Below are 13,898 nucleotides of genomic sequence, written 5' to 3' on the forward strand. Positions count from 1 at the left end.
GATCCATCCCATGGCCGGTCGGTACGCTCTGATCTTCGGTCCACCGCACATCGCTTGCAGGACCGCCGGCGGCCGAGGAGCTCGGCCCTGGCCGCCGGGCTCCGCTCACCGGTAGGGATCGGCCTTGGTCAGATAGCCTTGCACATAGTCGCGCACGCCGTCCTCGAGCGTGTGGAAAGGCGCCTGATACCCGGCACGCTGCAGCTTCGACATGTCGGCCTGGGTGAAGTACTGGTATTGCGACCGGATCGAGAGGGGCATGTCGATGTATTCGAACGCAACCGGCTTCCCGAGCCCCTCGCCGACCGCAAGCATCAGGTCGCGGAACGAGCGGGCCTTGCCGGTGCCGAGATTGAAAAGTCCGGAAACGCCGGGATTGGCCAGCAGCCACAGGATCACGGCCGCGCAGTCCCTGACGTAGACGAAATCCCGCAGCTGTTCGCCGTCGGCAAACCCCTCTTTGTGAGACTTGAACATCCGGATGGTCTTGCCATCGGCAATCGCCGGCGTGTTCTTGGCCACGAGGCTCTGCATGTCGCCCTTGTGGGTCTCGTTCGGCCCGTAGACGTTGAAGAACTTGAGGCCGGCCCATTGCGGCGGATTGTGGCCGATACGGCTCCGCTCCAATGCCCACCGGTCGAAGGCATGCTTGGACCAGCCATAGAGGTTCATCGGCCGCAGCCGATCCAGCCCCTGATCGCTGTCGTCGTCGACGAAGCCGGCCGTGCCGTCTCCGTATGTCGCCGCCGAGGAGGCATAGATCAGCGGCGTGCGGGATTGCGTGCACCAGTCCCAAAGCCTGGTCGAAAGCCGGAAGTTCGAGCGCACGACCTCATCGGCGTCGGTGGCGGTGGTCGAGGAGATCGCTCCCATGTGGATCACGGCCGTGATCTTGGGGTGTCCTGCCAGGAACGCTTCGATCTCGTCCGGAAAGACAATGTCGGCAAAGCGCCGCTTCGCGATGTTGCGCCACTTCGCGTCCACCCCGAGGGCGTCGGCGATGACGATGTCGGTCCGGCCGGCCTCGTTGAGGTCGGCGGCGATGTTGGAACCGATGAAGCCGGCTCCGCCGGTCAGCAGGATCATGATGACAGGACTCCGTCGGGGACGCTGGTCGCAGGCCGCTGTGAGATCAGTCTGGTCGTCGATTCGCCGGGGGTCAGCGTCGCCAGCAGCACCGTGCCGCCATGCGCCCGGACGATGTCCGCCCCCACCACCTGGGCCTCGGTGTAGTCGGCGCCTTTCACCAGCACATCCGGCTGCAACGCCTTGATGAGTTCATATGGGGTCTCTTCGGCGAAGAGAACGACCGCCGCGACGCCCTTCAATGCTCCCATCACCTTGGCCCGGGCAGTCTCGGACTGGATCGGACGCGTCGGGCCCTTGAGGCGACGCACGGAGGCATCGGTGTTCAGCGCCATCACCAGCCGGTCGCAGGCGGCGGCGGCCTGTTCGATGAGCGAGACATGACCCGGGTGGATGAGGTCGAAGCACCCGTTGGCGAGGCCCACGGTGAGGCCGCGATCGCGCCAGAGGGCGCGAGCGGCGACCAGGTCTTCCAGGGTGACCAGCCGGCCGTCCTCGATGTCGTCGGTCTCGCCGTCCCTGTGCAGTGCCGCCACGAGTTCTTCGCAGGACACGGTCGCAGTGCCGATTCTCCCCACCACGATGCCCGCGGCATGGTTCGCGGCCCTCATCGCTTCGAGCAGGGGGAAGCCTGCCGCGAGCGCAGCGCCGAGAACGGCCACCACGGTGTCGCCGGCGCCGGACACGTCGAACACCTCCCGGGCGACGGTCGCCAGATGGATGGGATCGGCCGCGTCCGAAAAATAGGACATACCCTTCTCCGAGCGCGTCAGGAGCACGTCGGCCCCGCAGACCTGACGGGCGAGGCGCGCGGCCTCCGCGGCATCGTCGTCGGTCTCGCAGGAGCGGCCGGTGGCCTGGGCAAGCTCGGCGCGGTTCGGCGTGATGATCGAGGCGCCGCGATAGATCGAGAAGTCGCGCCTCTTCGGGTCGACCAGCACCGTTTTGCCGGCGTCCCGGGCATGGGCCAGACTCTGTCGCAGCACCGTGTCCGTGAACACGCCCTTCCCGTAGTCGGACAGGATGACGATATCGCAATCGTCGATCGTCCTGCAGACCCGCTCGATCAGGGACGCCTCGGTCTCGGGCGCGAGCGGCTCCAGGCTTTCCCGATCGATCCGGGCGATCTGCTGCCGGTGGCCGAGCAGGCGTGTCTTGGTGGTCGTTCCGCGGCTGTCGTCCAGGACGGTGGCCGACAGGTCCACTCTGCCTGTCTGCTGGAGCAGTGCGGTGAGCCGCGCAAAACCGTCGTCGCGTCCGGCAACGCCCGCCAGAGACACCGTCACGCCGAGCGCGGCGAGGTTGGCGGCGACATTGGCGGCTCCGCCCGGTACCGCGCGCTCCGACGTCAGGCGGACCACCGGCACCGGGGCCTCCGGTGAGACGCGGTGCACCTGGCCCTCGAAGTAGACGTCGAGCATGATGTCGCCGACGACCGCGACCTTGATGGCGGCGAATCTCTCGCGCAGGTCAAGCATGACCGGATGGTTTCCCAATTTCATGGCATTACGTGCCGCTTGACTCGGATGCCGCTCCGCTGCGCTGCAGCTCGGAAAAGGCGGAGTAGAGATGATACAGGCTGCTTGCTGGAACGAAGTCCACCAGGGCCTGCCGGTCGGCGTCGACGCGATCGACCCAGCCTGCCGGGAAGGGGCGATTGAGAAAATGGGTGTCCAGTGCGCCGGTCATCGCCATGGCCACATTCCTGGCCTGGGCGTCGCCCGCTTCGTGGCGGATGACGGCCGCCTTGAGGGCTTCGGTGTGCGGCCACAGACGATACGACCGCTTCCGGGGGGCCAGTTGGATGTCGACCTCATCGAAGCACAGCCCGTTTCGGTCCAGGCCATGATCGCAGGCGGTCTGCCAGAGCCGATCGGTCAGCCCGGCCTGATCCGTCCCCGAAAGCGTCCCGTACCAGTGCAGCAGCCATGCCCATTCAAACTGGTGGCCGGGTTCGAAGAACTGTCCCTCCGGCTCGTGCCGCAGCGCCGACCAGTCGCTGTCATAATGCTCCAGGATGGCGCCGGGCCCGTCCTGGAACAGGCGTGTCCTGAAGTGCTCCACGATCGCTGCGGCCCGATCGAGAAACGGCCCTTCGGGCAGGGCTTCGTGGAGGGAAAGATATGCCTCCAGCAGGTGCATCAGCGGGTTCTGCGACTTCAGCCTGCTCGGTGCCGGCTGGCGGTCGTAGAGGCCGAACTGGCCGGCATCGGTCAGGGACCGATCGACAAACGCCACGGTCTGGTCGATCGCGTGGCGCAGCATCGTTTCGCCGGTGAGGCGATGGGCAGAGGCCAGGGCGAACAGGATGAAGGCGTGGGTGTAGCTGTCCCGCGCGGCCGAGACCGTCTCGCCCGAGGGCGAGATTGAAAAGCACACGCCGTTGCGCAGATCGCCATCATCGCAGAAGCGCCGCAAGAGCGTGTGGAGCGCCCTCATCGCAGGCTCCGCGCCTTCGGGGAACACGCCCAGGCGCGCCGCATGACTGAACACGAAGATCTGCCGCGCCTGCACCATGGCCCGATGCGGAACCTCGTCCACAGGGCGGCCGGAAAAATCGAGGCGTTCGCAGAACATGTCCCGGCCGGTTGCGAAACCCTCCGTCGACCAGAATGGAAGCATGGTCTCGCGCATGAGGCTCGAGAAACCTGTAAACGGCAACTCGGCTGCGGTCATGGCAGTGCGAGGCATCCTGCTACTTTCACGGAAGGGACGGGGCGGATCGCCGCGGATGAACGAGGGTGGAGCCGTCGCTCATGGCACGGATCGGGGCTGGTGTTCAAGTTCATCCATCCGGCCGCCGTAAAATCGGGTCGCTTCTTCCGTCAGAGACGGTTTTACGGAAGCAATTATGCTCCGAGCGATCTCAGTGGCCGAATGGCTGGACATGCATATCGGGTTGGTAAAGCCGCGGGGGCACTCCTTCATCCAGTTGGGTTCTATCCACCAGCAGTCACCGCACGCGTTCGGGGCGAAGTTGATGTTGTCCGGGTATCCGAAATAGTCTTTTGAGGTTGGCCCGAAGACCACGCAGCTGCGAACGCCGAAGGTGTTCGCCAGATGCACAAACCCGCCCTCATTGTCGAGGTGAAAGGCTGCACCGGCGACGAGCGTCGCCGCCTCTAGAAGGCTGGTCTGGCCGATCACATTCAACTGCGCGCCGTCGATGGGGCTGCTGGTGGCCGGGGTGCCGATCTGAACCACCTGCAGGCCCAAGCCCAGTCTCTGCAGCTCCGCGATCACCTCCGGCCAGCCAGGATAGGCCTTGGTTGCACGCAGCCCTACGGTTCCCATGGCCTCATCATAGCCGTTGTGGACCGTGATGTATGAGCCGGCCTTCAGTCCGAATCGGTCAAGCACGGTCGGTGCCAAACTGAGATCAAATCGATCTCCTCCATACGGTATGCCGGCCATATAGTGCAGAAAGTCGCGTCGAGTTCTATTCTTGAAGACGGCGTATCGACCCAAAGTTCCATCCAAGCGAGGATGGTTCTCTGCCATCGGCCTGATCTCGTGTAGGCATTTGTCTATATTCTTGATAATAGATAGCGTATTGGAGCTAAGTTCTGTTTTATGAAAAATTTGATCGATGCTTTCCGGCTTCCGCTCGACGTATATCATCTGGTTGATTCTGAACGAGTATGTATAGAACAGTTTTGAATGTTCATAGAGGCCCATACTGAAGGATAGACGGAATCCAGGAATGGCCCTAAAAATCCACTCCGTCATTGCCGGCGCTGGCGAGAATACATCAAAAGAGCCGCCGCCGACTTTGGCAAGCAGGTCTCGCCAGAATCGGGCTATGACGATGAAGTCGCCCATGCCTCCGGTGATGACGATGGAGAAATCAGCCGGAGGGACTTTCTTCGTCCGCTCGACAAAATCCTGCATCGCCGCTCTTTTCCGCAGGAACCTTCTTATTTTTCTTTTTACAGGTTTAAGGAGCCCCATTCATACCCTCCGATTGCCCGGCTAGCCGGTCTACCAAAAGCAACGCTCGGAACGTTTGCGTACAGGCCGAGCCGAGTCGGACCGCACGACATTTCATAGAACACGGGAGCTGTCAAATTACCGATGGCGAGAGGATGAGCATTCCAAGGCCGGGTCGTGTGGTCCGAAAACCTGAGGATCGCTCGCTGTCCCGTGGCCGGTCGCGATTGGAGCATCGAGAGGACGGGGTATCCGGTCAGGTCTGGATTGCGCTTCGGAAAGTGGTGTAAACGGGCAGCTGGACAAATCGTTCGGTTGGTCGCGCCGTCACGCCAGCGACATATATGGCGGCCACACAGCCGTCGGCCATGTTCCATCCGCAGCCCGGAGCTTCGTCCATGAAAGGCATCATCCTCGCCGGCGGCAGCGGCACCCGGCTGCATCCGCTGACGCTCGCCACCTCCAAGCAGCTGATGCCGGTCTACGACAAGCCGATGATCTACTACCCGCTCAGCGTGCTGATGCTGGCCGGGATCCGCGAGGTGCTGGTCATCTCCACCCCGCACGACATGCCGCAGTTCCAGCGCCTGCTCGGCGACGGGTCGCAATGGGGCATGAGCTTCGACTATGCGGTGCAGCCGAGCCCGGACGGGCTGGCCCAGGCCTACATCATCGGCGCGGATTTCGTCGCCGGCGAGCCCTCGGCGCTGATCCTCGGCGACAACATCTATCACGGCCACGGCCTGCAGGAGCTGCTGGCCTCGGCGGCCGCGCAACCCTCCGGCGCCTCGGTCTTCGCCTATCACGTCGACGATCCGGAGCGCTACGGCGTGGTCAATTTCGGCGCCGACGGCCGGGCCGCGGCGATCGCGGAGAAGCCGCGCAACCCGACCTCCAACTGGGCGGTCACCGGCCTCTACTTCTACGACTCGGACGTGGTCGACATCGCCGCCAACCTGAAGCCCTCGGCCCGCGGCGAGCTCGAGATCACCGACGTGAACCGTGTCTATCTCGAGCGCGGCCTGCTGCATGTCGAGCGGATGGGCCGCGGCTTCGCCTGGTTCGACATGGGCACGCATGACAGCCTGCTCGAGGCCGCCAGCTACGTGCAGACGCTGGAGCGGCGCCAGGGCCTGCGCGTCGCCTGCCCGGAGGAGATCGCCTATCTCCAGGGCTTCATCGACCGCGAGCAGCTCGTCGCCCAGGGCCGCAAGCTGGAGAAGAGCGGCTATGGCAAGTACCTGCTGAAGGTGGCCGAAGGCCTGGCCTAGCCGCCCCCGCCGGCAGCATCGCGGCGGGGGCGGGGCCGTCCTCAGGCGCGCTTGATGTCGAAGTGCTTCAGCACCGGCTCCTCGATCCGCCACACGCCGGTGAAGCCGGGCTCGACCACGAAGGCGTCGCCGGGGCCGACCTGCACCGGGGCGCCGCCATCGGGGGTTATGGTGATGCGGCCGCGGATGATGTGGACGAACTCGTATTCGGTGTAGGTCGCGTGCCAGCTGCCCGGCGTCGCCGCCCAGGTGCCGGACAGCATGCTGCCGTCGGCCGAGGTGTGCTGCACCCATGTCTGCATGGTCGGCTTGCCCTCGACCACGCGCCAGCCGTCCAGGTCGGCGGTGATCGGCTCGCCCGACTGGGCCCCCAGCTTCACGATCGTCTCGGTCGCCATGATTCTCTCCGCGTTTCGGTCGGCCGGCACCGGATGCGCCGCCGCGACTCGGCCGCGACTGTGCCGGCTGCCGGCGCCGATGACCACCTTCGGCGCGACCATCCCTGGCGCGCCGCCGCCATCGGCTCCTCCGCGGCGGTTTCCCGACTGGAAGGCGGCCGGGCAGGGGTGACAGCAAATTCAAATTCGGGACATCGGCGAATTCATTTCCGAAATCGCGCGCGAATATTCTCTCCCGAAATGGAGCTGGTTGACAATTTCTCGAAATTTGTCGCTCTTGTTGGGTCTTCCTGCTGAATTCGGAGGCGCGAGACATGGCGCATGTCCCCTATATCGGCTCCGGCCCCTATTGCTATGCGAATTCCTTCGCGATGATGTTCGGCGACCGCGCGCCCTCGACCGCGGTGATCGAATTCGCCACCGGCGGCCCCTTCGGCATGCAGCTGGTCGGCGGCACCCTGCCGTTCTTCGACCCCTATGGCTGGAGCCCGGAGCTCAGCTTCGACGACGCCCTGGCGGCGCTCGGCTGGACCTCCTCGGTGCGCCGCGGCGGCTCGCCGGAGCAGGCGCTGGCGGCGCTCGAGTCGGCGCTGGCCGACGGCCCGGTCTGGGTCGGCCCGGTGGAGATGGGGCATCTGCGCCACCAGCCCGGCATGACGGGGCCGATCGGCGCCGACCACTACGTCGTCGTCCTGGGCCTGGCCGACGGGCAGGTGCTGATGCACGACCCGCACGGCCATCCCTACGCCACGCTGCCGGTCGACGACTTCATGGCCGCCTGGCGGGCCGAATCGGTCGACTACGCCACGCCTTACACGATGCGCACCGCCTTTCGGCAGAAGCGGGCGGTGTCGGAGGAGGCGGCGATCGAGGCCGCGCTGCCGACGGCGCGGCGGTGGCTGTCGATGACGGAAGGCCGCCCCCTGCCCGCCGGCACGATCGGCAACGCCGAGGCGGCGGAGCGCCTGGCCGCACGGGTCGAGGCCGGATGTGATCGTGAGCTGCGCAACCATCTGGTCTATTTCGCCGTCCGGGTCGGCGCCCGCCGCGTCGCCGATGCCGCCACTTGCCTGGCGCGGATCGGGCGCGGGGAGGCGGCGTGGATCATGGATGGCCAGGCCCGGCTGATCGGTGCGATGCAGCACCCGCTGGTGGCCGGCGACGACGCCGCGGCCGCCGCCCTGCTGCGCACCCTGGCGCCGAGCTATGCCGAGCTGCTGGCGGCGCTGCAGGCGGGGTGAGGCGGCGCCCGCGCTTCAGGCGCCGGGCGCCACCGGCACCAGCCCGTAGCGCAGCATGACCTCCTTCATTCGCGCCGGGTCGGGCGTCCCGCCGGCGGCCAGGGCGGCGACCTCGCGGAAATAGGCGGTGCCGAGCACGCCGGGGGTGAGGACGGAGAGGCAGGTGGCCGGCTCCTGCGTGTCGTTGCGGAAGCCGTGCACGACGCCGCGCCGGATGAAGACGGACTGGCCGAGGCCGACCGGCACGTCGCGGCCGTCGACCTGGAAGGTCAGGGTGCCGGCGAGCCCGTAGACGCTCTCGTCCCAGCTCTCGTGATAGTGCGGTACCGGCATGCGGGCGTTCGGCTGCACCGTCATCCGGAACATGTCGAGGCTGTCCTCGGTGTCCTCCCGGCTGTGCAGAAACTCCAGCAGCAGCCCGCCGATGGTGATTGTCTCCATAGTGCCTCCCCGGGGCGGGGTGCTGCAGCATCCATCCATTGCCCCGCACCCAGGCTGCGCGCTTCCGCTCGCGCCGGCAATACCTCCAATCCGGGGCCTGAACGCGGTAATCTTTCCCTAGAGATAAGGGGGGACGCCTATGAAGATCTCATGCGTCAGGCTCTGCTTGGCCGGCCTGCTGTGTTGGCTCGCATCGCCGCCGGCGATGGCCCGGGTCTCCATTGCCAATGGCACGGAGGATAAGCTTCCCATCGCCTGGCGGTCGGCCCATCGGCTGCATTGCGATCATGAGATCAACCAGCGACTGGTCCGGGACGGCAATATCGCCCGAGCGAAATCGACAGACATGTCGGGCCAGGGCTACGGCCGACTCATCGATCTCGACGCCGGGCGCATGACGCTCCTCATCCCTTCTCGTGACGGGTTTCTCATGGACATCGGCACTGTCAGCTTCGAACCCGAGATGCGCCATCTGAGTCTCGTTCTGCTGAGCAAGGGGGCGGTTTGGCTGCAAATGGTGATCGACGTCGACACTGGTCGTTTCAGCTCGGTCAGTCTCGATCCAGATGAGCCGGTCGTCGTGTATGGGCAATGCACGATCGAGCGCGGCTAGCTGAACGGTCGAACCACCTATCGCCTTGCCAAGCCATCCTAGGTGAGAAGGCCGAGCATCTTCACGCCACCCCCACCCACTTCCTCTCCGCCGCCGACCGCCCGATCGCCTCGCTCACCCGCTCCAGCGCCGCCGCCGCCGCGAAGTCCGGGTAGGCCGCCGCGCCGCCGGCGATCGCCTCCAAAAGCTGCGCCACCTCGATCACCTTGAGGTCGTTGAAGCCCAGCCCGTGGCCGGCGGCGGGGCTGAAGGCGCCGTAATGCGGGTGGGCCGGGCCGGTCAGGACGGTGCGGAAGCCGTTGCGGTCGCTTGGGCAGCCGCCCGGCTGGAACAGCTGCAGCTCGTTCATCCGCTCCTGGTCGAACAGGATTGCGCCCTCGGTGCCGAACACCTCGAAGGCCAGGTGGTTCTTGCGGCCCCAGGCCACCCGGCTGGTCGCCACCGTGCCGATGACGCCATCGGCGAAGCGCAGCAAGGCGTGGGTCTGGTCCTCGTTCTCGACCCTGGCCGTCTCCGTGGTGACCGCGGCGGCGCCGTCGCGGCGCTCGCGGCCCTCGCCGGCGGCGGGCAGGGGGCGCTCGGCGATCACCGTGCGCTGGTCGGCCGAGACCTCGGCCACCGGGCCGATCAGGGCCAGCGCGACGCTGAGGATGTGCGAGCCGATGTCGCCCAGGGCGCCGCTGCCCGCCTGATCGCGCCGGCAGCGCCAGGACATCGGTACGGCCGGGTCGGCCATGTAGTCCTCGTCGCTGACGCCGCGGAAATAGGTGACGCGGCCGATCGCGCCGTCGCGAATCAGCTGCGCCGCGAAGGAGACGGCCGGGCTGCGCAGGTAGTTGTAGCCGACCATGGTGTGGATTCCGGCCTTGGCGGCGGCCGCCGCCATCTCCGCCGCATCGACGGCGTTCAGCGCCAGCGGCTTCTCGCAATAGACGTGCTTGCCGGCCGCCAGCGCCGCCAGCGCCATCGGCTTGTGCAGCAGGTTGGGGGAGGTGATGGCGACGAGATCGACCTTCGGGTCGGCCACCAGCTCGCGCCACTCGCCGGTGGCGCGGGCGAAGCCGAAACGGTCGGCGGCCCGCCGGGCGGCGCCGGCATCGATGTCGGCCACCATCTCGAGCCGGGCGCCGAGCCGGGTGCGGAACACCGCCGGCGCGGCCCGGAAGGCCAGGGCATGGCATTCGCCCATGAAGCCGGTGCCGATCAGGCCGACGCCGATGCTGGTGGTCATCCGATGGTCCTCGACCAAGATAGGGCTACGCCGCCGCGTCGCTGCGTTCGAATTCGGCCAGCTCGGCGGTCAGGCTGGCCAGCTCCTGGCCGCCGGCCATCATCTCCAGCACCTGCTCGCGGCTGATCTCGCTCTTCGGATAGGTGCCCAGGCAGCGGCCGCGGTTCAGCAAAGTGAAGGTGTCGGCCACCGGATAGGCGTGGTGGACGTTGTGGGTGATGAAGATCACCCCCAGGCCCCGCGCCCGCGCCTGCACGATGTAGCGCAGCACCACCGAGGCCTGCTTGACGCCCAGCGCCGAGGTCGGCTCGTCCAGGATCAGCACCTTGGCGCCGAAATGCACCGCCCGGGCGATGGCGACGCATTGCCGCTCGCCGCCCGACAGGGTGCCGACCGCCTGGCCGGGGTCGCGCACGTCGATGCCGATCTCGCGCATGGCGTCGCGGGCGATGGCATTGGCCTTGTCCATGTCGATGCGCCGGGTCGGGCCCCAGCCCACCGTCGGCTCACGGCCCATGAAGAAGTTCCGGGTGATGCTCATCAGCGGCACCATCGCCAGGTCCTGGTAGACCGTGGCGATGCCGTGGTCGAGCGCGTGGCGCGGCGAGCGGAACTGCACCGGCTGGCCCTCGACCAGCAGCCGGCCCTCGCTGGGCTGGTGCACGCCGGACAGGGTCTTGATCAGGGTCGACTTGCCGGCGCCGTTGTCGCCGAGCAACGCCAGCACCTCGCCGGCGCGGACCGAGATGGTGATGTCCTTCAGCGCCACCACCGAGCCGAAATACTTGCAGACGCCGTGCAGCTCGACCAGGGGCGCGGCCCCCGCGGGCGGGTTGGATTGGGCGTTCACGACCGGCCTCCCGTCACCTTGCGGCGGATGTAGTTGTTCACGATCACGGCCAGCAGCAGCATCACCCCGAGGAAGACCTTGAACCAGTCGGTGTTCACGCCGGAGTAGAAGATGCCCATCTGCACCACGCCGAAGATCAGCGCGCCGAAGGCGGCGCCGATCACCGAGCCGTAGCCGCCGGTCAGCAGCGTGCCGCCGATCACCACGGCGATGATGGCCTCGAACTCCTTCAGCAGGCCGCGGTCGGCGGCGGCGGAGCCGAACTCCATCACCTGGCAGGCGGCGAAGACGGTGGCGCAGAAGGCGGTGCCCATGAACAGCACGACCTTCACCCGGCCGACCGGCACGCCCATGTTGCGCGCCGCCACATTGTCGCCGCCGACGGCGAAGATCCAGTTGCCGAAGCGGGTGCGCAGCAGGATCCAGGCGCCGATCGCGGTCAGCACCACCCACCACACCACCATGACCGGCAGGCCGGGGACGATCGGGCTGCCGTCCGGGAAGGTGTCGATCAGCCCGGCGCCGGCGGCCCAGCGGTACAGCCCGTCCAGCACCGTGCCGTAGAACAGCGGCGCCAGCCAGTCGGCGGCCGCCGGGTCCTTGACGCCGCCGACGATGGTGCGGTTGGTGAACAGGATCGACAGCGCGATGGTCATGCCGCGCAGGATGAACAGGAAGGCCAGGCTGACGATGAAGCTGGGCAGGCCGGTGCGCACCACCAGCCAGCCGTTCAGCGCGCCGATCGCCAGCGCGCCGGCGAAGGCGAAGGCCAGCGACAGCCAGACCGGCCAGCCGAAGAACACGGTCGGGATCGCGATCATCATGCCGGCGAAGCCGATCATCGAGCCGATCGACAGGTCGAACTCGCCGGCGACCATCAGCAGGCTGGCGCCGACCGCGAGGATGCCGAGCTGGGCCGACACCACCAGCCAGTTCGAGATGCCGTCGGCGCTGAACATGCCGGAGCCGCCGGCGGTGATGCCGAAGAAGACGAAGACCAGCACGGTGCCGGCCATGGCGCCGAGCTCGGGGCGGGAGAGCACAATGTTCTCGAACTTACCGGTATTCGCCGGCCAGCTTCTCGACCAGGGCGATGTTGTCCTTGGTGATGAAGCCGGGGCCGGAGTTGATGTTGTTGCTGGGGATGACGCCGTAGCGGACGTAATTCGCCAGCAGCACCACCGGCAGATAGCCCTGCAGATAGGGCTGCTGGTCGATGGCGAAGGTCACCGTGCCGTCCTTGATGCCGGCGGCGATCGCGGCGCTCAGGTCGAAGGTGGCGAAGAACACCTTGCCGGCCTGCTTGTTGGCCTGCAGCACGGCGATGGTCGGCTCGGCCGAGTTCGGGCCGAGCGTCAGGATGCCGTTGGTGTCCGGGTTGGCGCGCAGATAGGCCGAGACCTTGGTCTGCACCTCGCCCGGATCCATGCCCGAATCGATCATCTGGTTGCCCAGCGGCACACCGAGCGCGTCGGCGAAGCCCTGGCAGCGCTCCACCGAGGCCGGGTTGGTGATGTAGTGGTTGACGCAGACGAACTTGGTGACGCCGGCCGCCTTGGCCTTCTCGCCGGCGCCCTTGCCGGCGTCGTATTCCGGCTGGCCGATATGCATCAGCGCGCCGAGCTGCTTGCTCTGCTCCGCCGTGCCGGAGTTGATGGTGATGACCGGGATGCCTTTCTTCACGGCATCCATGATCGGGCCCTTCAGCACGTCGAAATCGGCGATGGTGATGATGATGCCGGCGGGCTTCGACGCGGTGGCCTGTTGCAGGATGCGGGCCATGTCGGCGAGGTCGCCGGTCGACGGGTTCTGGTAGTCCACGGTGGCGCCGACCTGCTGGCCCGCCTCGCGGATCGCGGTCTTGATCGTGTTCCACCAGCTGTCGGAATCGGGTGCGTGGCTGATCAGCACGAAGCGCTCATCGGCCGCCTGCGCCGCCTGGGGCGTGGCCGCCAGGCCCAGCACCATGGCGGCACCCATGACCGCGCCGCACAGCAATGTCCGAAGCATTCCTGGTTCCTCCCTCGGTTTCGTCGTCCGATTCATCGGGTCGGGAACGGGCGTCTGCCTGGTCCGGCGCCGGTGTCGGTTGATCACCGGAATTGAACAGGATTTTTAACCGGAAGGCAATTCAGAATTTCTGTTCTATTTCTGGTCCGGCCGTTTCACGGGCTGCCGGCGGTGCGGAGTCCGGCCTCCAGGATCGCCGCGGCCCGGTCGGCCAGCGCGTCCAGCCCGCCGTCGCGCACCAGATCCTCGGACAGCTGGCCGGTGATGACCAGCAGCGCCAGCCCGTGCAGCTGGGCCCAGGCGGCCACCACCGCGGCCCGGTCCGCCGCCGGTGCCAAGCGGTGCACGGCGCGGCGCAACCCGTCATAGGCTTGCTCCCCCGCGGCCCACAACGCCGGATCGGCCGATTTCTCCAGCGTGCCGTCGAACATCAGCCGGAACAGCCCCGGCTGCTCGCGGGCGAAGCCGAGATAACCGCGGAACCCGGCCGCCAGCCCCGGGGAGGCTCCCAGCCCCGGCGCGGCCGGCAGCTGCGCCAGCCTGGTGGACAGGGCCGCGAATCCCTCCGCCGCCACCGCGGCCAGCAGCGCCTGCCGGGTCGGAAAGTGCCGATAGGGGGCGTTGTGCGAGACGCCGACCCGACGGGCGACGTCGCGCAGGCTCAGCGCCTCCGGCCCCGATTCCTCCAGCAGCGCGCGCGCCGCCGCCACCAGCGCCCGGCGCAGGTCGCCATGGTGGTAGGGCTGCCCGGCCTGCTCCGATGTTGACACGGTCCACATCCATCCATATGTTGCTCATGTCAACATCGACCGGATCGATCCTGCTGT

The 13,898-nt window shown here is 67.0% G+C and carries 14 protein-coding genes; 3 read left to right on the plus strand and 11 right to left on the minus strand.

All coding sequences use genetic code 11. The features are described from left to right. Positions 1–105 precede the first annotated feature (105 nt). The 4 genes from rfaD to ACTOWL_RS03100 all read right to left on the minus strand — a co-directional run bounded on the left by rfaD (position 106) and on the right by ACTOWL_RS03100 (position 5,037). Positions 106–1,086, minus strand: coding sequence for an ADP-glyceromanno-heptose 6-epimerase (gene rfaD / locus ACTOWL_RS03085; protein ID WP_441319719.1), 981 nt, complete (start codon positions 1,084–1,086; stop codon positions 106–108). After that, positions 1,083–2,564, minus strand: coding sequence for a D-glycero-beta-D-manno-heptose-7-phosphate kinase (rfaE1, locus tag ACTOWL_RS03090; protein ID WP_441319720.1), 1,482 nt, complete (start codon positions 2,562–2,564; stop codon positions 1,083–1,085). Before rfaE1 ends, rfaD begins: the two co-directional genes overlap by 4 nt. A 28-nt stretch (positions 2,565–2,592) precedes the next feature. Continuing rightward, positions 2,593–3,762: an AGE family epimerase/isomerase gene (locus tag ACTOWL_RS03095; RefSeq protein ID WP_441319721.1), complete on the minus strand. Its 1,170-nt coding sequence runs from the start codon at positions 3,760–3,762 to the stop codon at positions 2,593–2,595. A 78-nt stretch (positions 3,763–3,840) separates the two neighbouring features. Continuing rightward, positions 3,841–5,037 (minus strand): glycosyltransferase family 9 protein, encoded by a 1,197-nt coding sequence (locus ACTOWL_RS03100; protein ID WP_441319722.1) that lies wholly within the window; start codon positions 5,035–5,037, stop codon positions 3,841–3,843. 377 nt (positions 5,038–5,414) lie between these two features. Between ACTOWL_RS03100 and rfbA the strand changes: the two genes are divergently transcribed. Then, complete coding sequence (gene rfbA, locus ACTOWL_RS03105) at positions 5,415–6,287, plus strand: glucose-1-phosphate thymidylyltransferase RfbA (protein ID WP_441319723.1); 873 nt, start codon at positions 5,415–5,417, stop codon at positions 6,285–6,287. A gap of 41 nt (positions 6,288–6,328) precedes the next feature. Here rfbA and ACTOWL_RS03110 read toward each other — a convergent pair whose 3' ends face one another. Further along, the gene (locus ACTOWL_RS03110) at positions 6,329–6,685 is read right to left on the minus strand and encodes a cupin domain-containing protein (RefSeq protein ID WP_441319724.1); all 357 of its coding nucleotides are present in this window, start codon (positions 6,683–6,685) and stop codon (positions 6,329–6,331) included. A 314-nt stretch (positions 6,686–6,999) separates the two neighbouring features. Between ACTOWL_RS03110 and ACTOWL_RS03115 the strand changes: the two genes are divergently transcribed. After that, on the plus strand, positions 7,000–7,926 hold the full coding sequence (locus ACTOWL_RS03115; protein ID WP_441319725.1) for a hypothetical protein: 927 nt from the start codon (positions 7,000–7,002) through the stop codon (positions 7,924–7,926). A 15-nt stretch (positions 7,927–7,941) separates the two neighbouring features. Here the strand turns inward: ACTOWL_RS03115 and ACTOWL_RS03120 are convergent, their stop codons facing one another. After that, the gene (locus tag ACTOWL_RS03120) at positions 7,942–8,367 is read right to left on the minus strand and encodes a cupin domain-containing protein (protein ID WP_441319726.1); all 426 of its coding nucleotides are present in this window, start codon (positions 8,365–8,367) and stop codon (positions 7,942–7,944) included. Positions 8,368–8,533: 166 nt separating this feature from the next. Between ACTOWL_RS03120 and ACTOWL_RS03125 the strand changes: the two genes are divergently transcribed. Continuing rightward, complete coding sequence (locus ACTOWL_RS03125) at positions 8,534–8,980, plus strand: hypothetical protein (protein ID WP_441319727.1); 447 nt, start codon at positions 8,534–8,536, stop codon at positions 8,978–8,980. 61 nt (positions 8,981–9,041) lie between these two features. Here the strand turns inward: ACTOWL_RS03125 and ACTOWL_RS03130 are convergent, their stop codons facing one another. The 5 genes from ACTOWL_RS03130 to ACTOWL_RS03150 all read right to left on the minus strand — a co-directional run bounded on the left by ACTOWL_RS03130 (position 9,042) and on the right by ACTOWL_RS03150 (position 13,841). Next, entirely contained in the window at positions 9,042–10,211 is a 1,170-nt protein-coding gene (locus ACTOWL_RS03130; RefSeq protein WP_441319728.1) for a Gfo/Idh/MocA family protein, read from the minus strand. A 25-nt stretch (positions 10,212–10,236) separates the two neighbouring features. Beyond that, positions 10,237–11,061 carry an ATP-binding cassette domain-containing protein gene (locus tag ACTOWL_RS03135; RefSeq protein ID WP_441319729.1) on the minus strand — a complete coding sequence of 275 codons (825 nt, stop codon included), beginning with the start codon at positions 11,059–11,061 and terminating at the stop codon, positions 10,237–10,239. Further along, positions 11,058–12,104, minus strand: coding sequence for an ABC transporter permease (locus tag ACTOWL_RS03140; protein WP_441319730.1), 1,047 nt, complete (start codon positions 12,102–12,104; stop codon positions 11,058–11,060). Before ACTOWL_RS03140 ends, ACTOWL_RS03135 begins: the two co-directional genes overlap by 4 nt. Positions 12,105–12,117: 13 nt before the next feature. After that, positions 12,118–13,071 carry a sugar ABC transporter substrate-binding protein gene (locus tag ACTOWL_RS03145; protein ID WP_441319731.1) on the minus strand — a complete coding sequence of 318 codons (954 nt, stop codon included), beginning with the start codon at positions 13,069–13,071 and terminating at the stop codon, positions 12,118–12,120. A gap of 155 nt (positions 13,072–13,226) precedes the next feature. Then, a complete protein-coding gene (locus ACTOWL_RS03150; RefSeq protein ID WP_441319732.1) occupies positions 13,227–13,841 on the minus strand; it encodes a TetR/AcrR family transcriptional regulator in 615 nt (204 codons plus the stop codon). Positions 13,842–13,898: the final 57 nt, after the last annotated feature.

The sequence above is a fragment of the Inquilinus sp. CA228 genome (assembly GCF_052078665.1).
Classification (GTDB): Bacteria; Pseudomonadota; Alphaproteobacteria; order DSM-16000; family Inquilinaceae; genus Inquilinus.